Annotated in this window: 20 protein-coding genes and 1 pseudogene; 13 read left to right on the top strand and 8 right to left on the bottom strand. The window is 66.7% G+C overall.

All coding sequences use genetic code 11. The annotated features are described in order from the left end of the window. Window positions 1–167 precede the first annotated feature (167 nt). The gene (locus tag PKE80_RS24175; protein ID WP_271184671.1) at window positions 168–1,232 is read right to left on the bottom strand and encodes a phosphotransferase; all 1,065 of its coding nucleotides are present in this window, start codon (window positions 1,230–1,232) and stop codon (window positions 168–170) included. Window positions 1,233–1,349: 117 nt separating this feature from the next. Here PKE80_RS24175 and PKE80_RS24170 point away from each other — a divergent pair, with 117 nt between their 5' ends. From PKE80_RS24170 to PKE80_RS24150, 5 genes are all read left to right on the top strand, one after another. Then, window positions 1,350–2,558, top strand: a complete 1,209-nt coding sequence (locus PKE80_RS24170; RefSeq protein ID WP_271184670.1) for a CaiB/BaiF CoA transferase family protein — start codon at window positions 1,350–1,352, stop codon at window positions 2,556–2,558. Next, entirely contained in the window at window positions 2,558–2,947 is a 390-nt protein-coding gene (locus tag PKE80_RS24165; protein ID WP_271184669.1) for a Zn-ribbon domain-containing OB-fold protein, read from the top strand. Before PKE80_RS24170 ends, PKE80_RS24165 begins: the two co-directional genes overlap by 1 nt. 181 nt (window positions 2,948–3,128) lie before the next feature. Beyond that, window positions 3,129–4,313, top strand: a complete 1,185-nt coding sequence (locus tag PKE80_RS24160) for a thiolase family protein (protein WP_271184668.1) — start codon at window positions 3,129–3,131, stop codon at window positions 4,311–4,313. 204 nt (window positions 4,314–4,517) lie between these two features. After that, window positions 4,518–5,717: an amidohydrolase family protein gene (locus PKE80_RS24155; RefSeq protein WP_271184667.1), complete on the top strand. Its 1,200-nt coding sequence runs from the start codon at window positions 4,518–4,520 to the stop codon at window positions 5,715–5,717. Continuing rightward, window positions 5,717–7,033 (top strand): cytochrome P450, encoded by a 1,317-nt coding sequence (locus tag PKE80_RS24150; RefSeq protein ID WP_271184666.1) that lies wholly within the window; start codon window positions 5,717–5,719, stop codon window positions 7,031–7,033. Before PKE80_RS24155 ends, PKE80_RS24150 begins: the two co-directional genes overlap by 1 nt. A gap of 129 nt (window positions 7,034–7,162) precedes the next feature. On the opposite strand, the gene PKE80_RS24145 is transcribed toward PKE80_RS24150, so the two are convergent. Continuing rightward, window positions 7,163–8,560, bottom strand: a complete 1,398-nt coding sequence (locus PKE80_RS24145; RefSeq protein ID WP_271184665.1) for a helix-turn-helix domain-containing protein — start codon at window positions 8,558–8,560, stop codon at window positions 7,163–7,165. A gap of 148 nt (window positions 8,561–8,708) precedes the next feature. Here PKE80_RS24145 and PKE80_RS24140 point away from each other — a divergent pair, with 148 nt between their 5' ends. The 3 genes from PKE80_RS24140 (at window position 8,709) to PKE80_RS24130 (ending at window position 13,158) form a co-directional block, all read left to right on the top strand. Next, a complete protein-coding gene (locus PKE80_RS24140) occupies window positions 8,709–10,295 on the top strand; it encodes an isocitrate lyase (protein ID WP_069708130.1) in 1,587 nt (528 codons plus the stop codon). Window positions 10,296–10,521: 226 nt separating this feature from the next. Further along, window positions 10,522–10,692, top strand: coding sequence for a hypothetical protein (locus PKE80_RS24135; protein ID WP_008833082.1), 171 nt, complete (start codon window positions 10,522–10,524; stop codon window positions 10,690–10,692). A gap of 390 nt (window positions 10,693–11,082) precedes the next feature. After that, the gene (locus tag PKE80_RS24130) at window positions 11,083–13,158 is read left to right on the top strand and encodes a putative bifunctional diguanylate cyclase/phosphodiesterase (protein ID WP_271184664.1); all 2,076 of its coding nucleotides are present in this window, start codon (window positions 11,083–11,085) and stop codon (window positions 13,156–13,158) included. Window positions 13,159–13,282: 124 nt separating this feature from the next. On the opposite strand, the gene PKE80_RS24125 is transcribed toward PKE80_RS24130, so the two are convergent. Further along, window positions 13,283–13,927: a TetR/AcrR family transcriptional regulator gene (locus tag PKE80_RS24125; RefSeq protein WP_202902821.1), complete on the bottom strand. Its 645-nt coding sequence runs from the start codon at window positions 13,925–13,927 to the stop codon at window positions 13,283–13,285. A gap of 124 nt (window positions 13,928–14,051) precedes the next feature. Here PKE80_RS24125 and PKE80_RS24120 point away from each other — a divergent pair, with 124 nt between their 5' ends. Beyond that, window positions 14,052–14,378: a 2Fe-2S iron-sulfur cluster-binding protein gene (locus PKE80_RS24120; protein ID WP_271184663.1), complete on the top strand. Its 327-nt coding sequence runs from the start codon at window positions 14,052–14,054 to the stop codon at window positions 14,376–14,378. 13 nt (window positions 14,379–14,391) lie between these two features. After that, on the top strand, window positions 14,392–15,651 hold the full coding sequence (locus PKE80_RS24115) for a cytochrome P450 (RefSeq protein WP_271184662.1): 1,260 nt from the start codon (window positions 14,392–14,394) through the stop codon (window positions 15,649–15,651). A gap of 4 nt (window positions 15,652–15,655) precedes the next feature. Here PKE80_RS24115 and PKE80_RS24110 read toward each other — a convergent pair whose 3' ends face one another. Continuing rightward, window positions 15,656–16,540, bottom strand: a complete 885-nt coding sequence (locus PKE80_RS24110) for an alpha/beta fold hydrolase (RefSeq protein WP_271184661.1) — start codon at window positions 16,538–16,540, stop codon at window positions 15,656–15,658. A 285-nt stretch (window positions 16,541–16,825) separates the two neighbouring features. Here PKE80_RS24110 and PKE80_RS24105 point away from each other — a divergent pair, with 285 nt between their 5' ends. Together PKE80_RS24105 and PKE80_RS24100 are read left to right on the top strand one after the other, a co-directional pair. Beyond that, a complete protein-coding gene (locus PKE80_RS24105) occupies window positions 16,826–16,987 on the top strand; it encodes a hypothetical protein (RefSeq protein WP_211150359.1) in 162 nt (53 codons plus the stop codon). A 90-nt stretch (window positions 16,988–17,077) separates the two neighbouring features. Beyond that, on the top strand, window positions 17,078–18,403 hold the full coding sequence (locus PKE80_RS24100) for an MATE family efflux transporter (RefSeq protein ID WP_271184660.1): 1,326 nt from the start codon (window positions 17,078–17,080) through the stop codon (window positions 18,401–18,403). Here PKE80_RS24100 and PKE80_RS24095 read toward each other — a convergent pair. The 4 genes and pseudogenes from PKE80_RS24095 to PKE80_RS24080 all read right to left on the bottom strand — a co-directional run bounded on the left by PKE80_RS24095 (window position 18,390) and on the right by PKE80_RS24080 (window position 23,297). Continuing rightward, a pseudogene (locus PKE80_RS24095) lies at window positions 18,390–18,994 on the bottom strand (DUF938 domain-containing protein). The gene PKE80_RS24100 and the pseudogene PKE80_RS24095 overlap by 14 nt on opposite strands. Window positions 18,995–19,160: 166 nt before the next feature. Next, window positions 19,161–20,711 carry a DHA2 family efflux MFS transporter permease subunit gene (locus tag PKE80_RS24090; RefSeq protein WP_271184659.1) on the bottom strand — a complete coding sequence of 517 codons (1,551 nt, stop codon included), beginning with the start codon at window positions 20,709–20,711 and terminating at the stop codon, window positions 19,161–19,163. Next, a complete protein-coding gene (locus PKE80_RS24085; RefSeq protein ID WP_069708137.1) occupies window positions 20,711–21,850 on the bottom strand; it encodes an HlyD family secretion protein in 1,140 nt (379 codons plus the stop codon). Before PKE80_RS24085 ends, PKE80_RS24090 begins: the two co-directional genes overlap by 1 nt. Next, complete coding sequence (locus PKE80_RS24080) at window positions 21,843–23,297, bottom strand: efflux transporter outer membrane subunit (protein WP_211150362.1); 1,455 nt, start codon at window positions 23,295–23,297, stop codon at window positions 21,843–21,845. The genes PKE80_RS24085 and PKE80_RS24080 overlap by 8 nt, the downstream gene beginning before the upstream one ends. Window positions 23,298–23,365: 68 nt before the next feature. Here PKE80_RS24080 and PKE80_RS24075 point away from each other — a divergent pair, with 68 nt between their 5' ends. Beyond that, window positions 23,366–23,980, top strand: a complete 615-nt coding sequence (locus PKE80_RS24075) for a TetR/AcrR family transcriptional regulator (protein ID WP_271184658.1) — start codon at window positions 23,366–23,368, stop codon at window positions 23,978–23,980. Window positions 23,981–23,992 lie beyond the last annotated feature (12 nt).

Here is a 23,992-nt window from a genome sequence, read left to right as displayed (position 1 = left end):
CCGGCGTGGCCCTTTTCACGGTTTCCAAAAAACCGCAAAATACACTTACTCCCGATCGTCATTGCGAGCGAAGCGAAGCAATCCAGGACGGCTTGAAACTGCCCTGGATTGCTTCGCTTCGCTCGCAATGACGAAGGTAAGTTCGGTGCACGCTTCGATCTGTGCCCCTACGCGAGCAATCCGAAGCTGTCGTGCCGCATCACCGCCTTGCCGAGCCGATCGACGAACTGGACGATGATCGGCGGATCTACGCGGCGCGTGATCGACCATAGGTAATAGCCGTAGGTCACGCCTTCGCGGTACTGCATCCAGGCGTCCGCTTCGGACGGCATGTCCATCCCGTGCCCGCGCATCATCGCGAGGTACTCGCCCAGCAGGCGGCGCTCCTCGACCTCGGCCACTTCGGTCGGCAGCACCGCGTTCAGGTGATAGGCCACGTCGAGCGCCCAGCCCCCGCGCTGGAGCAGTTGCCAGTCGATCACGCCCATGCCCTCGGGCGTACGGAAGACGTTGCCCGCATGGGCGTCGCCATGGATCATGAACTGCGGCCGGCCGCCGTCGCGCGCGGCGAGTTCCCTGATCGCCGCCGCAAGATTGGCGGCGCTGCGCACGCGGGGCGATAGGTTGTCGCCGCGCGGACCGTCGAGCAGGTCTTGCAAGGCCTCGGGCGTGACGTAGCTCATCTTCGCCAGTTCCGCGGCGCGCGGCCGAATCCAGTCGGCGCCATCGAGGAAATCGCTTCGCGCATGGAGCAACGACAACTGCCGCAAGCTCTCCAGCGCGTCGTCCGCCGTGAAGGGATCGAGCGCCGAGCAGAACCGCGCGCCATCGGCGATGAGGTCGCGCATGATCGTCACGGCCTGCTGCGCCTCCCGGTCGATCACGGTGGCGACGCAATCGGGCACGCGCACGGCGATCACGGGCGCGACCTTGTTGTAGAAGTCCGATTCGAGCACGCAGGTCGGCCCGCCGCGCGCGGTCATCGCGTCCACGTCGAGCAGGCCCTTGAGGCAGAACCCCAGCCGCTCGCCGTCTTCGAAGGTCACCGCGAAGCGCACTTTGGTGGCGACGGTGCGGATCACCTCCACCTCTTCGACCTGCGCGATGGCGCGCCCGGCCGCGATTTCGCACAGCGCGCCCGCCAGCCACTGCGGATCGAGCGCCTGTTCCAGCGTCGCCGGAACCGTGACTTGCGGCTGCGCCGGGCGCGGCCTTTCGAGGACTTGAGACATGCCTTTTCCCTTTCCCGATATCTGTTCCTTCGGCTTGACCTAATTCGCCATTTCGGTCCATCCTTCGCAATATAGAATTTCATCGGTCAAGCGATGGTAACAGAACGGGAGAGGCCGATGGGCAAGCCGCTGGAAGGCATCAAGGTCGTGGAAGTCGCGATGTGGGCCTTCGTGCCGGCTTGCGGCGGGATGCTGGCGGATCTTGGCGCCGACGTGATCAAGATCGAGCCGCCGACCGGCGATCCGCTGCGGGGGCTTTCGATCGGCGGTCTTGGCGGCGGGAAAATCGACTATTCGTGGGAGAGCTACAACCGGGGCAAGCGCTCGGTGACGCTCGATCTCAAGCAGGCGGCCGGGCGCGCGGTGCTGGACCGGTTGCTGAAGGACGCAGACGTGTTCCTCACCAACCTGCTGCCTCCGGCGCGGCGGGCGATGCGGATCGACGAGGAGACGATCCGGGCGGAGTATCCCGGCATCATCTACGCCAGCGGCAGCGCGCTCGGCCCCAATGGCCCGGACCATGAGAAAGGCGGCTACGACGCGATCACCTTCTGGGCGCGCGGCGGTATTTCCTCCTCGCTGACCGAGCCCGAGGCGCCGCATCCGGTCGGTCCGCCGGGACCGGCATTCGGCGATACGATATCGGGCGCGATGCTGTCGGGCGCGATCTGCGCCGCCATCGCCAGGCGGGCGCTGACGGGCGAGGCTTCGACTGTGGACGTCTCGCTGCTGGGCACGGCCCTGTGGTCGATGCAGCGCTACGTCTGCCAGGCGACGGCGGACGGGGTGCAGAAGTTCCCCAAGCCGCCCGCCGACAAGCCCAACAACGTGCTCGTCAGCAACTACCGCACGACCGACGGGCGTTTCCTCGCGCTCTGCATGCTGCAGGCCGACAAGTATTGGGCGCCCTTCTGCGAAGCCGCCGGACGGCCCGACCTCGCCGCCGACCCGCGCTTCGCCGACGCCGCCGCACGCAAGGCGAACATCGATGCCTGCTATGCCGAAGTGAAGGCGCTGTTCGCCGGCAAGACGCTCGCCGAATGGAAGGCGATCCTCTCGCGCCAGTCGGGCCAGTGGGACGTCGTGCAGGACGTCGGCGAAATGAAGGACGATCCGCAGGCGCAGGCCAACGGCTACCTCAAGCGCGTGGACTACGGCGACGGCACGCAGATCCCGATGATCGGCCTGCCGATGGTCTTCGACGGCACGCCGCTGTCCTCCACCCGCTCGCCCGACCTCGGCGCCGACAGCGACGCGGTGCTGGAGAGCCTGGGCTACTCCGAGGACGAGATCATCGACCTCAAGGTGCAGGGCGTGGTGTTCTGATGCGCAAGCTGCCGAAGCTGGAGCCGGAAACCGCCTTCTACTGGACTTGCGGAGCGGACGGGCGCTTGCGCATCCAGCGCTGCGGGCATTGCGGAACCTACCAGCACCCGCCCTTTCCGCGCTGCTCGAATTGCGGCAGCGAGGCCGTCGCCCCCGCGCCGGTTTCCGGCAAGGGCCGCCTCGCCAGCTACACGGTGAACCATGAGGCGTGGGTGCCGGGGCTGGCCGTGCCCTTCGTGTTCGGCGTGGTCGAGCTGGCGGAGCAGGCACAGCTTTACGTCTTCACCAATGTCCTCGAAGGAGAGGTGCGCATCGGCATGCCGCTGACGGTCGAGTTCGAGCACCACGACGATGTCTGGCTGCCGATGTTCCGGGAGGACAGGGAATGACCTTTCACCCCTCACCTCGTCACCCTGAACTTGTTTCAGGGTCCATCGTGCCTGAAACACCGTGCTGTGGGGCCGTAAACCGAGGAAGCCGCTGGTCACGCCACGCTCCGGCACTAACTGCCCGATGGACCCTGAAACAAGTTCAGGGTGACGGAGTGTCTGGACGGATGAGCGCGCCGGCATGACCCTTCTCCCCGAAAAGCAGGTGTGCATCACCGGCGCCGCGCAGTCCGAGGTCGGCCGTCCCTCCCCCCGCACCGCGCTGCAACTGACTGCCGACGCCTGCCTCGCCGCCATTGCCGACGCGGGGCTCTCCCCCTCGGACATCGACGGGATCGCCACATATCCCGGCAAGAGCAGCGAAGGCGGCGGGATCGCGCCCGTCAGCCCCTCCGAAGCGGCCGCCGTGCTCGGCATCGAGCCACGCTGGATTCTCGCCTCCGCCGAGGGGTTCAGCCACATGGCGCCGATCTTCAACGCGGTGACCGCGATCGCCTGCGGCCTCGCCCGTCATGTCGTGGTGTTTCGCAGCGTGGCGCAGGCGCAGGCGCGCATCGCCTCGCGCGCCTCCACCCTGATGGCCGGCGCGCGCGACCGGGTGGACGGCAACAACGCCTGGACCGTGCCTTACAATGCGCTCTCGCCGATCAACACTTTCGCGCTCTACGCGCAGGCCTACTTCGACAAGTACGGCGCCGACGAGGCGCAACTGGGCGCCATCGCCGTCAACAACCGCGCCAACGCCGCGCACAATCCCAATGCGATCTACCGCAAGCCGCTCACCCTCGACGATTATCTTGCGGCGCGGGTGATCTCCTCGCCGCTGAGGCTGTTCGACTGCGACAGCCATATCGACGGCTCGACCGCGATCGTCCTGTCGCACCGGGATGCGGCGAAGGGCTTGCGCAATCCGCCGCTCCATATCGAGGCAATGGGCATGGCCGTAGGCGGCCTGTGGGTCGGCCGCCACGAGGGCGACTTCACCGAACTGCCCGCCGCTCACCGCGCCGGGGCGATGCTGTGGGAGCGCACCGACCTCACGCCCGCCGGGATGGACTGCGCGCAGATCTACGACGGGTTCTCGATCCACGTGTGGATGTGGCTGGAGGCGCTCGGCCTCGTGCCGAAGGGAGAGGCCTGCCGCTTTACCGAGGGCGGGCAGCGGATCGCGCTGGACGGCGAACTGCCGCTCAACACCGGCGGCGGCCAGCTCTCGGCCGGGCGGTTCCACGGCTACGGCCACATCCATGAGGCGACCGTCCAGCTCTGGGGCCGCGGCGGCGGACGGCAGGTGCGGGACGCGCGGACCTGCATCGTCTCCAACGGCGGCTATGGCTACGGCGCGATGATCCTGCGGCGGGATTGACCCACCTTATCGTCATTGCGAGCGCAGCGAAGCAACCCAGGGCAGCATCACCCCGCCCTGGATTGCTTCGCTGCGCTCGCAATGACGAAGCAAGGGAGCATACGCTCGGGCGGTGGCGTCTGCTCTCTGCTTGACCGACTCATTCACTAATGCGATAATCAATTCGCAATTTAGAATAATAGATTGGGACGAGAGGAACCGGACATGAGCGAAGCAGATCCCGCCATCCGCACGAACGCAGCCACCGACTGGCAGTACGGCCCGATCTTCGACGCCGACGCGCACATCGATCCGCCGCACGACATGTGGAAGGACTACCTCCCCGCCCACCTCAAGGACCGCGCGCCCTTCATCGAGCACGCCGAGGACGGGGACTACATCTGCTTCGAGGGCAATCGCCGCCCCTTCATGATGATCAACAACCAGGCCGGTCGCGAGGGCAAGAACTTCAAGATGAAGGGCCGCCTTGCAGACCAGCGCACGGTATGGGAGCCCGCCACCCGCCTCGCCGACATGGACGCCGACGGCATGGATGCCGCGCTGCTGTTCGGCGGCGGGCCGCTGGGCTCCTTCGACAACGAACTCTACGTCGCCAGCTACGAGGCGTACCAGAACTGGGTGATGGACTTCGCCTCGGTGGCGCCCGACCGGCTATATCCCGTCGGCTACGTGCCGATGCGCGACATCGACGAGACTTGCGCGCATGTCACCCGGCTCGCGAAGAAGGGCTTTCGCGCCATCAACCTGCCCGCCTTCCCGCAGAACCCCGACGCCTGGAAGACCTCGTCCGGCATCGCCGCGATGAAGGATGGCCAGGTCTCGGCGCTGACCGGCGACAGCAAGGGCGCGCTGCAATATTCCGACCCGGCGTTCGACAGGCTGTGGAAGACGGTGTGCGACCACGGCCTCGTCATCACCTTCCACCTCGGTGCGCGGGTGCCGCGCTTCGGGCAGAAGGAGTTCTTCCTGCCCGACATGCCGATGAGCAAGATGGCGATGGCCGAACCGATCGGCATCTTCATCTTCAACTGCATCTTCGACCGCTTCCCCGACTTGCGCATCGGCAGCATGGAGAGCGGCGTGGGCTGGTTCGCGTGGTATACCGAATACATCACCCGCACCTGGGAACGGCAGCGCTTCTGGACCGAGAGCCAGCTCAAGCATCCGCCCAGCTACTACATGGACCGCAACGTCTACGGCTCGTTCATCCAGGACCGCACCGGCATCCTCAACCGCGACCTGCCGGGCGCGCGGAACATCATGTGGTCCTCGGACTATCCGCACTCGGAGACGACCTTCCCCAAATCGCGCGAGGTCATCCTGCGCGACTTCGAAGGCGTGCCCGAGGCGGACGTGCGCGCGATCATCCACGACAACGCCTGCAAGCTGCTGGGGATCGCCTGATGCTGGACACCCCCACCGCGCCCGAGAACGACGACGTCCTCACCGCCGACGACCCGCTCTACGAGGAACTCTACGACGTGCGCCGCGAGGCGGAGGCGATCGGCAACCTCGTGGAAGTGGCCGAGATCATGCCGCGCATCCACGCGCTGCGCGATGAAGGCCCGGTGCTGAAAGGACGCCTGCGCGAACTGCTCGGCCTGCCGCTGCACGAGCGCCATGCGCGCGCGGCCGGGCGGCCGCACTGGACGGTGCTGTCGTTCGAGGCGGTGGAAGCCGCGCTGCGCAATGCCGCGGTGTTCTCGAACTCGGTGCAGGGGCACGACAACCCGGCGGGCGAGAAGACCATGGGCATTCTCGAAATGGACCCGCCGGTCCACCGCGCCTATCGCCGCACCATCCAGCCGCGCTTCAACATGCCCGAGGCGATGGGCTGGTGGCGCGAGCACACCATCGACACCATCATCGAACGCCTGATCGCCCGCATGGGCCGGGCAGATCGCGCCGACCTCAACCTCGACTACTGCGCGCGCATCCCAGTCTACACGATCACCACCGCCATCGGCCTCGACGGCGATGAGGCGCTGCGTTTCCGTCACGCCTACCTCAACTCCACCAGTTCGAGCCGGACGGTGACGATGGAGCAGCGGCAGGCCAACGCGAAGATCGTCGAGAGCACCGTGCTAGGCCTGATCGCGCGCCGCCGTCAGGAGCCGAAGGACGATCTCGTCAGCTTCCTCATCACGATGAAGCTGCAGATGCCGGGCGAGGAACCGCGTGCCCTCACCGACCGCGAGATCATGGCGCACGTCAAGCTGGTGATGGTCGCGGGCGGCGGCACCTCATGGCGGCAGATGGGCATCGCGCTCTACGCCCTGCTCACCCATCCCGAGCAACTGGACGCCGTGCGCGCCGACCGCTCGCTGGTGGACGATGCGGTGGAGGAAAGCCTGCGCTGGTATCCGACGGCGCCGTACTTCTACCGCATGGTGATGGAGGACACCGAGCTTTACGGCCACGCGATCCCCAAGGGGGCGGTGCTGGAACTCGGCCTCGGCCCCGCCAACCGCGATCCTGCGCGCTGGGAACGGCCCGACGAATACGACCTGTTCCGGCCGAAGAAGACCAACCTTGCCTTCGGGTTCGGTACGCACCGATGCCTCGGCATGAACGTGGCGCGGGTGGAGATCAATCGCGGCATCAACGCGCTGCTCGATCACTTCCCGAACCTGCGGCTCGATCCCGAAGCGCCCGCGCCGTTCATGACCGGCGGGCTGGAGCAACAGGGCGTGTCGGGGCTGCCGGTGTTGCTGCGGTAACCGCCCCTTACCCCGTCACACACCTACACCTCGTCATTGCGAGCAAAGCGAAGCAATCCAGGGCGGCCTTAAACTGCCCTGGATTGCTTCGGCCTGCGGCCTCGCAATGACGAGGGCTGGGTGGTCGGCTCAACTCTCCGCGAACGTATAAGGCTGCGCGGCGCGGCGGTAATCGTCCGCCAGCACGTCACGCCCGATCGGCGGGACCGAGCGGGCGGTGCATTCGGCGCGCTGACACAAGCGGCAGGTGACGCCGATCGGCGTCGTCGGCGCGCTCGCCGGGTCCACACCCCCGGCATAGACCAGCCGCCCCGCCTGCTCCGCCGCGCAGGCGAGCGCCACCGCGCGCACGACCCGCGCACCGCCGTAGCCTGCCGCCCCACCGGTCACCGTGCGCGCGATAGAGAAAAAGCGCTCCCCGCCCGGCAATTCCAGCCACTGCGGAACGATCTCGCCCGGACGGCGGAACACCTGATGGACGCTCCACAAGGGGCACCCGCCGCCGTGCGCCGCGAAGGGAAAGCCCGCGCCGTCGAGCCGCTTGGAGACATTGCCCGCCTCGTCCACGCGGATGAAGAAGAAGCCGACGCGCTCCTCCCCCGGCCTCTGCAGCGTGGTGAGACGGTGAGCCACCTGCTCGAAACTGGCGCCGAACAGCGCGCACAGGGCATCGATGTCATAGCGCCGCTGGTCCGCCGCGCGGGCGAAGCGGCCATAAGGCATGACGATCGCCGCCGCCGCATAGCCCGCCAGCGCGCGCAGCAGCAGCGTCGCGGTGGTGCGGCTGGAAAAGCTGTCGGCCCGGATCGTCTGCTTGATCTCGGATCGCAGCGCGGTGTGGGCGATGTGCGTGGCGATCTGGAACGCGCGGCTGGCATGGTCGAGCGTGTCGGCGATCAGCAATTGCTGGTTGTGCCGGTCGAACCGGCGCAGCGAATCCATGAGCACGTCAGGCGGCAGGAAACGCACGCGCACGGCCTTGGCGGCGAGCCACTCGGTCGCCCCGCCCGCCTTTTCGATCTCGCCCGCCAGTTCCTCGGCGCGGGTGTCGAGCGCGTGGAAGTAGTTGCGGTTGGCGGCGAGGAAGCGCTGCGCTTCACGCACGGGCTCGTTCTCGTCCGCCATCGGCCCGGCAGCGCGCTGCTCGGCCAGCGCCTGCGCCTCGCGGGTATAGGCCTGATGCAGCCGCAGCAGCGCTTCGGAGACACCGGGAAAGCTGGTGGCAACGTCGGCGACTTCCAGCTTGGGCAGGTCGATGTCGGCAAAGATCGGGTCGCGCAGCACATCGGTCAGGCGGCGCGCGTAGTCCTCCCCGTCGTCGCCGGCGATGTCGGCGATGTCGAGGCGGTACGTCTTCGCGAGGCGCAGGAGCATATCAGCGGTAACCGGCCGCTGGTTGCGCTCCAGCAGGGCGACGTAGCTGGGCGAGATCTCCAGATCATCGGCCATCGCCAGCTGCGTCAGGCCGAGTTCACGGCGCAGACGGCGCAATCTTGGACCAAGGTATAAGGGACGGTTTTCTGCCATTTCCGCGCATTCTGTCACAACCACACAACTTTACAAGGAACATCTGTAAAGTTTGACAACAGCACCTCGCAAGGCATTCCGCCGCGCCGTCACCGCGACTACCTCGGCTCCATCGAAAGCAATCGCATCCGCGAAGAGGAACTGAAGCGTGACCTACCAGAGCAAGATCATCGAAGCCGGTAATACGATCGGCACCGAGACCCACTGGAACGGGATCGAGGCCGAATCGGTCGCCCGCATGCGCCTGCAGAACCGCTTCCAGACCGGCCTCGACATCGCCCGCTACACCGCGCGCATCATGCGCGAGGACATGGCGGCCTACGATCTCGACCCCGCCAACTACACACAGTCGCTGGGCTGCTGGCACGGCTTCATCGGCCAGCAGAAGATGATCTCCATCAAGAAGCACTTCGGCACCACCAAGGGGCGCTACCTGTACCTCTCGGGCTGGATGGTCGCGGCATTGCGCAGCGAGTTCGGCCCGCTGCCCGACCAGTCGATGCACGAGAAGACGTCGGTTCCGGCGCTGATCGAGGAACTGTACACCTTCCTGCGCCAGGCCGACGCACGTGAGCTGGGCGGCCTGTTCCGCGATCTCGACAAGGCCCGCGAGGGCGGTGACGAAGTCGAGGCCAAGCGCATCGAGCACGCCATCGACGCCTACGAGACGCATGTGGTGCCGATCGTCGCCGACATCGACGCGGGCTTCGGCAATGCGGAGGCGACTTACCTCCTTGCCAAGAAGTTCATCGAGGCAGGCGCCTGCTGCATCCAGATCGAGAACCAGGTCTCGGACGAAAAGCAGTGCGGCCACCAGGACGGCAAGGTCACCGTCCCGCACGAGGACTTCATCGCGAAGATCCGCGCGGTCCGCTACGCCTTCATGGAACTGGGCGTCGACGAGGGCCTGATCGTGGCGCGCACCGACTCGCTCGGCGCCGGCCTCACCAAGCAGATCGCCTTCACCCGTGAAGCGGGCGACATCGGCGACCAGTACAACGCCTTCCTCGACTGCGAGGAAGTCGAGACGGTCGGCCACGGCGACGTTCTCATCAGCCGGGACGGCAAGCTGCTTCGTCCCAAGCGCCTGCCCAGCAACCTCTACCAGTTCCGTTCGGGAACCGGCGAGGACCGCTGCGTGCTCGACAGCATCCACGCCCTGCAGAACGGCGCGGACCTGCTGTGGATCGAGACCGAGAAGCCGCACATCGGCCAGATCGGCGGAATGGTCAGCCGCATCCGCGAGGTGATCCCGAACGCCAAGCTGGTCTACAACAACTCGCCCAGCTTCAACTGGACGCTCAACTTCCGCCAGCAGGTCTTCGATGCCTGGCAGGCGGCGGGCAAGGACGTCTCGGCCTTCGACCGGGCGCGCCTGATGAGCATCGACTACGACGCCACCGAGCTGGCGGCAGAAGCCGACGAGCGCATCCGCACCTTCCAGAAGGACGCGGCGCGCGAGGCAGGCATCTTCCACCACCTCATTACCCTGCCGACGTACCACACCGCCGCGCTGTCGACCGACAATCTGGCGAAGGAATACTTCGGTGACGCCGGGATGCTCGGCTACGTAAAGGGCGTGCAGCGCGAGGAGATCCGCCAGGGCATCGCCTGCGTGAAGCACCAGAATATGGCCGGCTCGGACCTCGGCGACGACCACAAGGAATACTTCGCCGGCGAGGCCGCCCTGAAGGCCGGCGGCGCGCACAACACGATGAACCAGTTCGCGGCCTGAGGCGGCGGGGGGAACCAGTTCGCCGCGTAAGGCGCAGCCCCCCACGTTCGTCATTGCGAGCGTAGCGAAGCAATCCAGGGCGGTGTCACAATGCCCTGGATCGCCACGGGCCTTCGGTCCTCGCGATGACGAAGATGGGGTCGAGTTTAGAATTAGGAAGAAGCCAACGGGACAGTCCCTGCGGCACTTGGGGAAGCACCCCCGCATAGCAAGGAAAGGACATAGCATGACCACCATGACCGCAGAACCGACCCGCGCTCGCGCGGTGCTCTCGAACGAGGACTTCAAGCTCCTTCAGGAAGCCGTCGTCTTCTACCTCAAGGCGCACGAGGACGATCCGATCTCGTCCAAGTACTCCAACCTCTATCACCGTCTCGGCAGCGCGATCCGCCGCTGAGGCAGCTCAAGAGTTTTCCTGGGGAGGAAAGCTTGGCCCGTCGCACCCGTGTGCGGCGGGCCATTTGCATTGGAGCGAAGAGGGGGGACACGAACGGCCGTCTTCGCGCAACTGCGAAGGCGCCCGGTCAGCTTGCGTCAATCATATCGGCCTAACCTGCGCCTTGCGACGTCACCGGAATCAAGGATGCGACGAAGTGCGAAGGTTCGCTTCCAGCGTTAGCCGACTGCCCGAATTCCGGGCGATCGGCGCCCCGCGGTTACCAAAAGTTCATGCTCCAGACCCTTGAAATTGCGCGCCCCGCTTCGTCATACCTTTGTCGCCATAGGGCAGAAAATTAACCACCTGCCTCATAGCCTGCTCCAAACCAGATGGGGATCTGCGTTGTATTTGGGGCTTAAACAGGACGTAACCGGCGAGGAACTCGCGCTCGCCATCGCGGAGCGCGGAGACCTGCCTTCGCTCGACACCGCGCTTCAGGCGGCCTCGCTCGCCGAGACGCGGCTGCGCGAGGTGATCGAGGCGATTCCGCAAGGCATCGTCTTCCTTGACGAGGAGGATCGCTACATCCTCTGGAACGAGCAGTACGCCCAGATCTACGAGAAGTCGGCCGACCTGCTGGTGCCCGGCGCCAAGCTCGGCGACGCGCTGCGCATCGGCATCGCGCGGGGCGACTACCCCGAAGCGGCCGGGCGCGAGGAGGAATGGCTCGCCAGCCGCCTCGCACTGCTGCGCCAGCCTTCGCACCGCCACGAGCAGTGGCTGTCGAACGGCCGCTGCATCATGATCGAGGAGCGCCGCCTCGAAAGCGGCGGCTCGATCGGCGTGCGCGTGGACATCACCGACCTCAAGCAGAAGGAAGACGCCTTCCGCCTGCTGTTCGAACGCAACCCGCTGGCGATGTTCGTCTACGACCCCGAAAGCGGCTGCATCCGCACCGCCAACGAGGCCGCCTGCGCCCTGTTCGGTTATACCCCACAAGAAATGGCGGACCTCCCGGCCGGTGATCTGTTCCCCGAGACTTCGCGCGCCCACGCTGCGGAATTGCTCGTCACCGACCGCGCCGATACCGGCGACAGCTGGAAGATGCTGCGGCGCGACGGCACCGCGATCGAGACCGTGATCGCCACGCGCGTCTCCGACCTCGAGGGCTTTTCCGGCACCATCGTCTCGATCTTCGACGTCACCGAACGACGCCGCATCGAGCAGCGCATGGCGCACATGGCACGCCACGACGAACTGACCGGCCTCGCCAACCGCGCCCATTGCCGCGCCCAGCTCAACGACCTGCTGACGAACGCCGGCCCGCAGGAAACGGCAACGCTGGCGATGATCGACCTCGATCATTTCAAGCCGGTCAACGACACCTACGGCCACCACTTCGGCGACATCGTCCTGACCGAAGCGGCGCGGCGCATGCGCGAGCTGATCCCGCCCGAGGCCCTGCTGTGCCGCATCGGCGGCGACGAATTCGCGCTGATCTTCCGCCGCTCCAGCCTGACGCAGGCGGAACTGGTGGCCAAGTCGATCATCACCACCCTGTCCGAGCCCTTCTTCGTGCAGGGCCACATGATCCACATCGGCGCAACAATCGGCTTCGCCTCCGCGCCTTACGATACCCGCGATCCCGAGACGCTGCTGCGCTACGCCGACCTTGCGCTCTACGCCGCCAAGGGCGAGCGGCGCGGCACATGTCGCAGCTTCGAAGCCGGGATGGACGCCGCCGCGCAGGAGAAGAACCGCCTCGAGATCGACTTGCGCGCCGCCGTGCGCGAGGGGGGGCTGGCAGTGCACTACCAGCCGATCGTCGATCTCCAGAGCGGGCAGATCGAGTGCTACGAAGCGCTGCTGCGCTGGAACCATCCCGAGCGCGGCGCGGTGCCACCCGACGTCTTCGTGCCCCTCGCGGAGGAGATCGGCCTGATCGACCAGATCGGCCGCTTCGTGCTCGGCAGCGCCTGCAGCGCGGCGATGCAATGGCCGGACCACGTCAAAGTCGCGGTCAACGTCTCACCGCTGCAGTTCCGCAACGGCAACCTGCTGAGCACGGTGATCAACGCCCTCTCCACCTCCGGCCTCGCCGCCGAGCGTCTGGAACTGGAGATCACCGAGGCGGTGCTGATGGAGAAAGGCCCGCGTCCTTCAGCGATCATCCGCAACTTGCGCGCCTTCGGCATCGGCATCTCGCTCGACGATTTCGGCACCGGCTACTCTTCGCTGAGCTACCTGCTCAACTACCCCTTCACCAAGATCAAGATCGACAAGTCGTTCATCCTGAACCTGCACCATGAAGCCAATTCACGCGCCGTCATCCGCGCCGTGATCGGCCTCGGCCGCAGTCTTGGCCTGATCGTGACGGCCGAGGGTATCGAAAGCGACATGGAGCGGGAATACCTGCGCGATGAAGGCTGCACGCAGGGACAGGGCTATCTGTTCGGCAAGGCGATGCCGGCGATGACCAATTAAGGTAATCCCGCCTCCCTTCGTCTCCCACATTTCGTCATTGCGAGCGCAGCGAAGCAATCCGGGGCAGTTGAACGCCGCCCTGGATTGCTTCGCTACGCTCGCAATGACGAAGGTTGGGTGAACCTCACGCCGCCAAGGCCCGGCGGCAGAACTCCCACAATTCGCCCGCCAGTTCCTCGCGCCCGGTGCGGTCGGGAATACCCTCCTCCTCCGCAAGCAGCACCGTATGCACGGTGGTCGATACGAGGTTGTAGACCAGCCGTGCCTGCAGTTGCGGATCGGCCCGCCGGAAGGCCCCGACGGCGATGCCGTCCGCGACATGCCCGGCGATCAGGTCGAGCAGCGGCTCCAGCGCCGAGTTCAATTCCCCCTGCCGTGTCTGGGCGAGCCGCAAGTGCTCGCGGCTGAGCGCCGCCCCGCGCCGGTTCGCGCCCAACCGGTCCTGTCCGAGCTGGCCGACCACGATTCCCGTCACGATCGCCCGCAGCGCCTCCACCGGCCCCTCGCAGCGCGCAGTAATGTCCCGGAACTGCAGTGCCGCCGTCCGCAGCGAGCTGTCGAACACCGCCAGCACGAGGTCGTCCTTGCCCTGGAACCGTTCATAGAACGCCCGCCGCGCCAACCCTGCCCGCGCCAGCACCGCGCGGATCGTCAGGCCCTCCAGCCCCGATTCGTCGAGCAGGTCGTAGGCGGCACGGATGAGCAGCAACGCGCGGTCGCCTTCGGGTGCTTCGGGCGCGGTGAACAGCGGCGGATAGGCGGTCGTCATCCTTGAAGCGCTACGCCCGCGGGGGGCCCCGGTCCAGCCCTGCGTCGATGCGATTGACTTGGCCGCCCTCAAGCGCGTACAAGAATGAGAACAATGTTCTCACAGGACAACGAGAGAGGAAACCATGCCGCAGATCACTTACGTCGATCACGACGGGCACCAGACGCGCGTTGACATACCGCTTGGCGAGAACGTCATGCGCGGGGCGCTGTACAACGGCATCGAGGGCATCGTCGGCGAATGCGGCGGCGGCCTCTCGTGCGCGACCTGCCATTGCTACGTGGACGAGGACTGGGTCAACACGGTGGGCGGTCCCTCGTCCGACACCGAGGCCGAACTGCTCGAAGCCGTAGCCGGCGAGCTTCGGCCGAGCAGCCGCCTCTCTTGCCAGATCGAAATGACCACCGCGCTCGACGGGCTGGTCATCCACCTGCCCGAAACGCAGTTCTGAGGGAGAGGACGCCATGCCTATCGACGCCGCCAATCCCGTGCCCCCCAGCTTCCCGCGCCATGTCGGGATGGACCAGGTGCCCGCCCACGTTCCGCCCGAACTGATCCGGCAGTCGGGCCTCACCGTCGGGCCGGACTTCCTTGCGAACCCCCACGACTTCATGGCCGCGCTGCATGAAAAGCAGCCGCCGATCTACTACGACGTCAGCCCGATGGGGAACATGTGGCACCTCATCAAGCATGAGGACGCGCTGTTCGGCCTGCGCCACCCGGACATCTTCTCGAACGAGGGGGCCACGCCCTTCCCGCGCGATCCGGACGACTACTTCTACTTCATCCCGATCGAGATCGACCCGCCGCACCACCGCAAGTACCGCAACATCGTCGATCCGGTGTTCAGCCCGCAGGGCGTGCTCAAGCTGGAGGAGCAGATCCGCCAGCGCGCCAACGGGTTGATCGACGAGATCGAGGCGAAAGTCGCCGCCGGAGGGACTTGCGAGTTCACCGAGGACTACGGCCGCCCGCTGCCGGTCACGGTGTTCCTCGACATCATGGGCCTGCCACAGGACATGCGCGACGAGTTCGTGGACTGGGCGATGAAACTCCTCCATTCGAACGACCGCGCGGTGATGGGCGAGACGATGGGCAAGATCACCGCCTATCTGCGCCAGGCGATCGAGGAGAAGAAGGCGAATCCCGACGACGGCGTCGTCAGCCGCATCGCCCACTCCGCGCCCGAGGGCGTGCCGCTGTCGGACAAGGAGATCTTCGGCTTCGTCTGCTTCCTGTTCATCGCCGGGCTCGACACCGTGTTCGCGACGCTGAACAATATCTGGCTCTACCTTGCCGAGAATCCGGACAAGCTCGCTGAAATCCACAGCCGCCCGCAGGACATCGACAAGATCGTCGAAGAACTGCTGCGCCGCTGGTCGGTGACGTTCTCGGGTCGGGTCCTCGACAAGGACTACGAGATGCGCGGCGTGCAGATGAAGAAGGGGGACCGCGTCACCTTTGTCCTGCCCGCCTGCAACTTCGACCCCGAAGTGTTCCCGAACCCCAAGGAGGTGGACTTCGACCGCCCGCGCAAGACGATCCTGGCCTTCACCGTGGGCGTCCACAGTTGCATGGGCGCACACCTCGCCCGGCTGGAAGTGAAGATCGCGCTGCAGGAATGGCTGAAGCGCATCCCGGCATTCTCGGTGAAGCCGGGCACGCGGATCGAGTACCGCCCCGGCGGCGTGATCGGGCCAGAGCACCTGCCGCTGGTCTGGTAGCCCGTCAGCCCACCTTGCGAGGCGGCCTTGCGAGAATATCCAGCAAGGCCGCCTCGAACGCTTGGGGGCGCTCGTACATCGCCCAGTGCCCGGCGTCCTCGACGACGCGGAACTCGGCGTCGGGCTGGACGGTACGCAGCGCCGCCTCCTGCGTGGCCGGGTCGGGATGCGGCAGGTCGAACGCGCCCCAGATCGCGTCTACAGCGACGCGGACCTCCGGAAGCACTTTGACCAGTCTGTCGGGAAGCACCAGCGGCGGTGCATGAAGCCGCGCAGCCTTGGCAGTCGGCAGCAGCATGTGAATCGCAAGGTCGTCGGCGCTCTCGGGGTGATGGAGCATAAGCCCGAGCAGATTGGCCTTGAGAGCGGCGCGGCGCTCCTCCCCAACCAGACCGCTGATCCGGCCGAGGCGCGGGTGCCCCATCGGCGTTCCCAGCCCGCCGCAGCCGACGATCACCAGCCTGCGCGCCGTGCCCGGATGCAGCGCCGCCAGATGCGCCAGCGCGACGCCGCCGAACGAGAAGCCGCACAAATCGGCAGGCATCTTTTCCGCGCCGAGGATCGCAGACAATCCCCGGGCAAGCGCGGCCGAGATGCCTGCATGGTCGTTGCTCGCGGGCATGGCCGAATCCCCGTGGCCCGGCAGGTCGGGCACGATCAGCCGCCGGTGGCGAGACAGTCGCTCTATGTTGCGGACCCAGTGCGTCCAGGACCCTTGCGCGCCATGTGCAAGGACCAGCGGCGCCCCTTCGCCCCAGATTCGCCATGCCATCGTCCCGTCGCCGCACGGAGTTTCGACCCGCCTCGCCTGCGACTCGAGCGAATCAAGATAGATGGCCGGGCCGGTATTCTGCTCGAATTTTCCGGTGTCGGTGCCCATTTGGGTCATGCCTCTCTCCTTCGATCCCCATCGGATCATCGCAGGAGACGATGCGCAACAGGCACCCCGCAATCATCGCCGGGATGACAGCGCAGGACATGCAACACCGCAGAAACGCGCGGGAAATGGGCGAAGGAAAAATTGCATGCTGCGCAGCATGAAATGCATTTCCCGCTTTGCCAAAGCCGGATTCTTGTGCAATGTGGTCGGTGAAAGGTTCATGTAACCTTACCGGTGTTGGGAGAGAGCGCGCCGGGGATGAGAAATCACTCCGGCGCGCCGATTTCTTCGCAGATGCAGCAGAAGCTGCCTGATCCACCAACTTTCAACAATCTCCCTGATTTACGCGGGTTTGGCAAGCCCTCATTGCGTGCGCTTTCCTTGCACCTTCAGCCGGGTATCGCACTGCAACATGGCGTGCCCTTAGGAAAACCGCCGATCCTGCGCCTGGAGTGATTCGCGAAGGTGGGACAATATGTCCTGATCGCAGCGGCGATTCTCCGGTTCGTTTGCCCCTGCGGGTGCGCTTGGCTAGACCCCGGTTCCGTGACCGTCTCCCCGCCCTCTCCCGCCCGCCAGCTCTGGGCCATCGCCCTGCCCGCAATGCTGACCAACGTGGCCACCGCTCTGTTCGGCCTTGCCGACATGTGGGCGATCGGACGGCTCGGCGACGCCCCGGCGCAAGGGGCGGTCGAACTGGGGGCCAAGTTCATGCTCGGTCTGCTCAACGTCTTCAACTTCCTGCGCACCAGCACCGTCGCGCTGACCGCGCAAAGTAGCGGGCGCGGTGACGGCGACGGGGGCGAGACGCTGGCACGCGCGATGGCGGTGGCGCTCGGCATCGGCGCGGTGCTGCTCACGGCCATGCCGCTCGCGATCCCGCTGGGCCTCGACGTGCTGGGCGCCGAGGGGCCGGTGCGCGAGGCGGCCCGCAGCTACGTCGCGGTGCGCTACTGGGCGGGGCCGGTGTGGCTGGCGAACTGCGTGCTGGTGGGCTGGCTGATCGGACGACGCAAGGTTCGCCATGTCCTGGTGGTCGAGATCATCGCGAACCTCGTCCACATCGCCCTCGACCTGCTGCTGGTGCTCGTCGTGCGCTGGGGCGTGGCCGGGGTAGCGACGGCGACGGTGAGTTCCGAAGCCCTCAAATTCCTCCTGCTGGCCGCGATCGTCGTGCGCGAGGGCGCGGCGCGCGATGCGCTGGCGGCCCTCGGCCGCAAGGGGACGTGGGCACGGAGCGAACTCGCGCGGCTCTTCGCGCTCAACCGCGACCTGTTCGTGCGCACCCTGCTGCTGACCGGCTCGATCCTGCTGTTCGCCCGCGTCGGTGCCCGCGCCGGGCCAGTCACGCTGGCTGCCAACGGCGTGCTGTTCCAGATCTTCATGCTGGCGACACTCCTGCTCGACGGGTTCGAGAGCGGCGCGCAAGTGCTCTGCGGCGAGGCGCTTGGCGCGCAGTCGCGAGCGCGTTTCACCGCCGCCGTACGTTCCGCGCTGGTATGGGGCGGCGTGACCGGGCTTGCCGTCGCGGCGCTTTACGCGCTGGCGGGCGCCCGGCTCGCGGCGGCGTTTAGCACCGACCCTGCCGTAGTCGCCGCGACCGCGCAGTATGCGCCGTGGCTGGCAGTGCTGCCGGTGCTGGGCGTGTCGTCCTTCGTGTTCGACGGCGTGTTCGTCGGCGCCGGATGGACGCGGGCGATGCTGGGGACGATGGCGGCGGCGATGGCAGCCTACCTCGCCCTGCTGTGGGCGCTTCAGCCGCTCGGCAACCATGGCTTGTGGGTAGCTTTCGCGGTGTTGTTCGGCGGCCGCGCGGTGGGCCAGGCGCTGGTCCTGCCGCGCCTGATCCGGCGCAGCTTCAGCGCTTCCTGAAGACCAGCATCAGATTGTTGGCGGGCATCTCGACGAGACTGTCGAACGCCAGGCCATTGTCCAGAGCGCAGGCGCGCACGGTTTCCACGCTGCGCAGGCCCCATTCCGGGTTGCGCCGCTTGAGGTCCTCGTCGAAGGCCGCGTTGCTGGGCTCGAGCGTCAGCCCCTCTCGCCGATAGGGGCCGTACAGCACCAGCGGGTAGCCCGATTCCAGCACCCGCGCGGCGCCGGCCATGAGGCCCTCCGTCGCGGTCCAGGGGCTGATGTGGATCATGTTGATGCAGACGACCGCCTGTGCCTCCGTGATCGGCCATTCATGCGAGGCCGCGTCCAGTTCCAGCGGCGCGCGCAAGTTTGCCAGCTCCGCCTGCCCCCCCATGCCGCGATCGAGGCGCGCGCGTTGGCATCGGGATCGGTCGGCTGCCAGACGAGGTCGGGCAAGGCGGCGGCGAAGTGGATGGCATGCTCGCCGGTGCCGCTGGCGATCTCCAGCACATGGCCGGATACCGGCAGCACGTCGCGCAGGACCGACAGGATCGGGTCACGGTTGCGGGCAGTGGCGGGAGCCTCTCGGCGGGCGTCGTTTTCCATTGCCTTGCAATGGGATCGCCGCCCCGGTTCGGCAAGAGCGACCTGCGCCCGAAGGGTGCGTCGGCCGGACGGAAAGCGGGGGGACTGGGGGGCTGTCTGTGCTTTCGGTCCGGCCGACGCGCCGGTGCCGCCTGTTCGGGGGCGGCGACACCGGCTGTCTGGTAACTCAGTGCCCTGCGGCGGGCTTCACGTTCTTGGGCGGGCGCGGAGCCAGCCAGATGGTCATCGCGGCAAGGAACAGGGCGATGGCGCTGATCACGAACAGCTCGCCCGTGGCCACCGCGGTGCCCTGATTCTCGACCATCTGCGCGATCGCCACGCGCGCCTGCTCGGCACTGAAGCCTTGCTGCTGGAGCGCCTGCGAGGTCGCGTCCGCCCCGTTGAGCACGCCCGACAGGTCGGCGCTGCGCGAACGCGACATGTCGCTCCACACGGTGGTGATGATCGCCGTCGCCACCGCGCCTGCCAGGGTTCGCCCGAAGTTGGCGATACCGGCGGCCGAGGCGGTCTCGTGCGGCTGCACCGAACTGAGGCTGATGGTGGTGAGCGGCACGATCATCAGCGAGACGCCGACACCCTGCAGCAGCTGCGGGATGGCAATCGTCCAGAACGTGATGTCGGTAGACCATGTCATGCGCATCAGCGCGCAGACACCGATCCACGAGACGCCGATAAACACCAGCAGGCGCGGGTCGAACCGCTTCATCAGCGCCGGCACGAAGGGCGATGCGACCACCGCCAATACGCCCGAGAAGGCCATCGCCCGCCCCGCCTCCGTGGCGGTATAACCCATCGAGGTCTGAAGCCACTGCGGGATGACCACGATCGAGGCGAAGTACGTACCGAAAGCGATCGTCAGCGAGGCCGTGGACGCAGAGAACCCTCGATAGCGGAACACGCTGAGGTTCACGATCGGGTGTTCCTCGGTCAGCTCCCAGATCAGGAAGGCGATGAAGAACACGCCCGCGATGCACGCCAGCGCGACGATCTTGGTGGAGGAGAACCAGTCCTCGTCCCGCCCGAGGTCGAGCATCATCTGGAACGCGCCGATGAAGATCACCAGCAGCGCCAGCCCGATCTTGTCTATCGGCAGCTTCTGGGTCGGCGTCTCCTGCCCGCGCAGCAGCACCGCCACGCCGAAGAAGATCAGCGCCACGATCGGCACGTTGATGAAGAAGATCCACTCCCACGACCAGTTGTCGGAGATGTAGCCGCCCAGGATCGGACCGGCGATCGGCGCGGTCACGACCGTCATCGCCCACATCGCCATCGCCTTGGGCTGCATCTCCTTGGGGAAGATCTTCAGCATCAGCGTCTGCGTCAGCGGCATCAGCGGCCCGCCGCAGAAGCCCTGCCCGAGACGGAAGATGACCAGTGCCGAGAGCGTCCCCGAAAGCCCGCACAGCGTCGAGAATATCCCGAAGCCGACCAGCGAGAACATGAATACCCGCAAGGCGCCGAAGCGGTTGGCGAGCCAGCCCGTCAACGGCACGCAGATCGCCTCGGCGACCGCGTAGGACGTGATGACCCAGGTGCCGCTCGACACCGAGACGGCAAGGCCGCCCGCAATGTGCGGCACCGAAACGTTGGCGATCGTGGTGTCGAGCACGACGATGAAGTTGGCCATGGCGAGCACGAAGCCCGCCAGGATCAGCTTGGCGCCGGTCAGCGGTGGTCCGCTTTCCTGCGCCGCTGCAGCCGGAGCGCCGCCGGCCATCAGTCGTTGTCCGTCAGGTCGATCTCGGCTTCCATCGACAGGCCGATGCGCAGCGGGTGCTCCTTCAGCTCCTTGGGATCGAGCTGGATGCGCACCGGCAGGCGCTGCACCACCTTGATCCAGTTGCCGGTCGCGTTCTGCGCCGGGATCAGCGAGAACGCCGCGCCGGTGCCACCCGAGAAGCCGACGACCTTGCCGTGGTATTCGACCTTGCCGCCGTAGAAGTCGGAAGTCAGCGTAGCCTTCTGGCCCGAGCGGACCTTGCCGAGCTGATCTTCCTTGAAGTTCGCGTCGACGTAGAGTTCACCCACCGGCACGACGGTCATCGCCGCCTGCCCGCTCTGGATGCGCTGGCCGACCTGGATGCTGCGCCGGGACACGACGCCGTCGATCGGCGCGCGCACGATGGTGCGTTCGAGGTCGAGCTTCGCCTGCTCCAGCTGGGCCTGCGCCTGCAGGATCTCCGGCGCGGTCTGCAGGGTCGTGCCCTTGGTGAGCGCGACGGCGGCCTCTTCCTGGCGGCGGGCGCTGCGGGCGTTTTCCTGCGCCTGCGCGACGGCGGCCTGGGCCTGCTGGTAGGATGCCTTTGCCGAGTCCAGCGCCTGGCGCGCGGTCGTCAGTTCCTCATTGGACACCGCGCCGGTGCCCGAAAGGGCCGCACGGCGCTTGTAGTCTTCCTGGGTCTTGGTCAGCGTCGCCTGCGCGGAGGCGAGCCCGGCGCGCGCAGTGTTGATCTGCGCGTCGCTCGCCCCGGCGGCGGCGCCCAGCGCCGCGTTGTTGGCGATCGACTGGCCGTAGCGGCGCTGCATCATCGCAAGGTTGGCTTCGGCCTGCTGGACCGCGATCTTCTGGTCGGAGTCCTCGATGCGGAACAGCAGCTGGCCCTTGCGCACCGGCTGCGTGTCGGTGACGAGCACCTCGACCACGCGGCCCGAAGTCAGCGGGGTGACCTGCGCGTTCTCACCGGCGACATAGGCATTGTCGGTCGAGACCGTGCGGCTGCCGATGAACTCCGCGTAGAGGAACCACAGGCCGCCGATCACGACGACTGCGCCGCCAAGGCCGAGCAGAAGGTTCTTGCGCTTGCTCTTGTCCACGACGGTGCTCGAACCGGCGTCGTTGGGGGTTTCGTCACTCATCGGGGGTGGCCTTCTTGGCTGAATCGTCTGCATATCCGCCGCCCAGGGCGCGCTTGAGCGCGACTTCGCTGGCGAGCGTGGCGAAGTGAGCGTCGACCGCGCCGAGGCGGGTGTCGAGCGCGGTGGTTTCGGCGCTGAGCACGTCGATATAGGTGCTCAAACCGCCCTTGTAGCGCTGGAGCGCGAGGCCGTAGGCGGCGTTCGCCTCGGTCCGGGCTTCGAGCGCGTGGCGCTCCTGCTCACCGGCCGAAGTGCGGGTGGAAAGCGCGTCGGCGACTTCCTGCAGCGCACCGATCACCGACTTGTTGTAGCTGGCGACCATCGTGTCGTAGCCGCCGCGTGCCAGGCGATAGCGACCCGAAAGCGCCCCGCCCTGGAAGATCGGCAGGCTCACCGCCGCACCCGCGCTGCCATAGTCCGAACCGCCGTCGAACAAGTGCGAGATGCCCAGCGAGCTGAGGCCGATGAGGCCGCTCAGCGAGATGTCGGGAAGGAACGACTTCTTCGCATACTCGACGCCCTTGTCGGCCGCCTGCACCAGCTTGCGCGACATGACGATGTCGGGGCGACGACCGGCGAGCGCGATGCCCGCATCGGCCGGCACCGGCGTAGCGGCGATGGTCGCGATCGACGGGGGGGTGAGCGTCAGGGTGCGATCGGGACCAGCGCCGAGCAGCGCGGCGAGCGCGTGGCGGCGCTTCTCGATCTGCTCGCGGTTGGCGGCGACGTCGATCCGTGCGCGGGCGGCTTCGGCGTTGGACTGGCGCAGCGGGCTCTGGTTGTCGAGGCCCTGCGTCACGCGCTGGCCGACCAGCTTGGCCGAACCTTCGCGCGCGGCCAGCGTCTCGTCGAGCACCTTCTGGCGTTCGAGCAGGCGGCCGAGGTCGAAGTAGGACGACACGACTTCCGAGGCGAGCACCAATTCGGCCTGCCGCTCGTCGGCGACGGCGGCCTCGGCAGCCGAAGTCGCGGCCGCAAGGAGTGCGCGGTTCTTGCCCCAGATGTCGAGGTTGAGGTTGGCGGACAAGGCAAGCATGCCATAGTCCTTCCAGCCCTTGGGCAGCGCGGCGACCGGAGTGCCGTTGTTGTAGCTCTGTTTCTCGACCGAGGCCGAGCCCTGCCCGCCGATGCTGGGCAGCAGCGCGGCGCGCGAGGATTCGAGCGCGCCCTGCGCCTGGCGGATGCGGGCCAGCGCTGTGGCGACATCGGGCGAACCCTTGATCGCCTCGTCCACCAGACCGTCGAGCTGGGGATCGCCGTAAGCGGTCCACCAGCGCTCCTGCGGCCATTCGGCAGCGGTGCCCTGGATCGAGGCGGCGCTGTCGAGGGTCGACGGCGGGCGCAGCTCGGGACGTGGCCCAAGGTCGGGCGCACCGCACCCGGCGAGCGAACTGGAGGCGATCAGCAGCGCGGCCGTCGCGACTCGGGGGGAGAATTTTGTACTCATCGGTACGGTCCAAATCGTTTGCCGGCTTGTTTCTGTCAATAAAAAACTGTACTAGAGAGTACACCATGATGGAAAAGACCGGAATTTCAAAGCGCGAGGCGAACAAGGCCCGCAAACGCGCGGAGATCGTGCAGGTCGCCTCGGGCATGTTCCTCGAACAAGGTTACGCCGAGACGACGATGTCCGCGATCGCCGATACCGTGGGCGGATCGAAGGCGACCTTGTGGGCGCACTTCGCCTCGAAGGAAGAGTTGTTCACCGCCGTCGTCGACCTCCACGTCGAAACGTTCGCGCGCGATGTTGAAGAAGTGCTGACCGGGCAGACCTTCTCGGTCCCGGCGCTGCGCCGGGCGTGCCTGCGCTTCATCGACTGCCTGCTGCGCGACAATTCGGTCATGCTCTACCGCCTTGTGGTGAGCGAGGGTGAGCGGTTTCCCGAGATCAAGGAGACCTTCTACATGCGCGGCCCGGTCAAGCTGCGCTGCGCCATCGCAGACTTCTTCGCCACGCGCTTCGATGTCGATGAAGCGCAGCAGCTGACACAGCTCACGATGTCTGCGGTTACGGGCTATCGCACCGACGTGCTGCTGCGCCCCGACCCCGTCGGGCAGGCCCAGCACGAGGCCTTCGTCGACAACCTGCTCTCGCACAGCGTCTGGCCGCCGGAGAAGGACGCCGACTGAAAGGCTGCCTAC

Origin of the sequence: Novosphingobium resinovorum, from assembly GCF_027922145.1 — a bacterium.
Classification (GTDB): domain Bacteria; phylum Pseudomonadota; class Alphaproteobacteria; order Sphingomonadales; family Sphingomonadaceae; genus Novosphingobium; species Novosphingobium resinovorum.
Note: the sequence above shows the minus strand (reverse complement) of the source record. Positions and strands in the feature narration are given on the sequence as shown.

Excerpts from the sequence above, each read along its gene's own strand:
- PKE80_RS24175 (WP_271184671.1), bottom strand. The coding sequence starts at position 1,232 with ATGTCTCAAGTCCTCGAAAGGCCGCGCCCGGCGCAGCCGCAAGTCACG.
- PKE80_RS24170 (WP_271184670.1), top strand. The coding sequence starts at position 1,350 with ATGGGCAAGCCGCTGGAAGGCATCAAGGTCGTGGAAGTCGCGATGTGG.
- PKE80_RS24165 (WP_271184669.1), top strand. The coding sequence starts at position 2,558 with ATGCGCAAGCTGCCGAAGCTGGAGCCGGAAACCGCCTTCTACTGGACT.
- PKE80_RS24160 (WP_271184668.1), top strand. The coding sequence starts at position 3,129 with ATGACCCTTCTCCCCGAAAAGCAGGTGTGCATCACCGGCGCCGCGCAG.
- PKE80_RS24155 (WP_271184667.1), top strand. The coding sequence starts at position 4,518 with ATGAGCGAAGCAGATCCCGCCATCCGCACGAACGCAGCCACCGACTGG.
- PKE80_RS24150 (WP_271184666.1), top strand. The coding sequence starts at position 5,717 with ATGCTGGACACCCCCACCGCGCCCGAGAACGACGACGTCCTCACCGCC.
- PKE80_RS24145 (WP_271184665.1), bottom strand. The coding sequence starts at position 8,560 with ATGGCAGAAAACCGTCCCTTATACCTTGGTCCAAGATTGCGCCGTCTG.
- PKE80_RS24135 (WP_008833082.1), top strand. The coding sequence starts at position 10,522 with ATGACCACCATGACCGCAGAACCGACCCGCGCTCGCGCGGTGCTCTCG.
- PKE80_RS24125 (WP_202902821.1), bottom strand. The coding sequence starts at position 13,927 with ATGACGACCGCCTATCCGCCGCTGTTCACCGCGCCCGAAGCACCCGAA.
- PKE80_RS24120 (WP_271184663.1), top strand. The coding sequence starts at position 14,052 with ATGCCGCAGATCACTTACGTCGATCACGACGGGCACCAGACGCGCGTT.
- PKE80_RS24115 (WP_271184662.1), top strand. The coding sequence starts at position 14,392 with ATGCCTATCGACGCCGCCAATCCCGTGCCCCCCAGCTTCCCGCGCCAT.
- PKE80_RS24110 (WP_271184661.1), bottom strand. The coding sequence starts at position 16,540 with ATGACCCAAATGGGCACCGACACCGGAAAATTCGAGCAGAATACCGGC.
- PKE80_RS24105 (WP_211150359.1), top strand. The coding sequence starts at position 16,826 with ATGCAGCAGAAGCTGCCTGATCCACCAACTTTCAACAATCTCCCTGAT.
- PKE80_RS24090 (WP_271184659.1), bottom strand. The coding sequence starts at position 20,711 with ATGGCCGGCGGCGCTCCGGCTGCAGCGGCGCAGGAAAGCGGACCACCG.
- PKE80_RS24085 (WP_069708137.1), bottom strand. The coding sequence starts at position 21,850 with ATGAGTGACGAAACCCCCAACGACGCCGGTTCGAGCACCGTCGTGGAC.
- PKE80_RS24080 (WP_211150362.1), bottom strand. The coding sequence starts at position 23,297 with ATGAGTACAAAATTCTCCCCCCGAGTCGCGACGGCCGCGCTGCTGATC.
- PKE80_RS24075 (WP_271184658.1), top strand. The coding sequence starts at position 23,366 with ATGGAAAAGACCGGAATTTCAAAGCGCGAGGCGAACAAGGCCCGCAAA.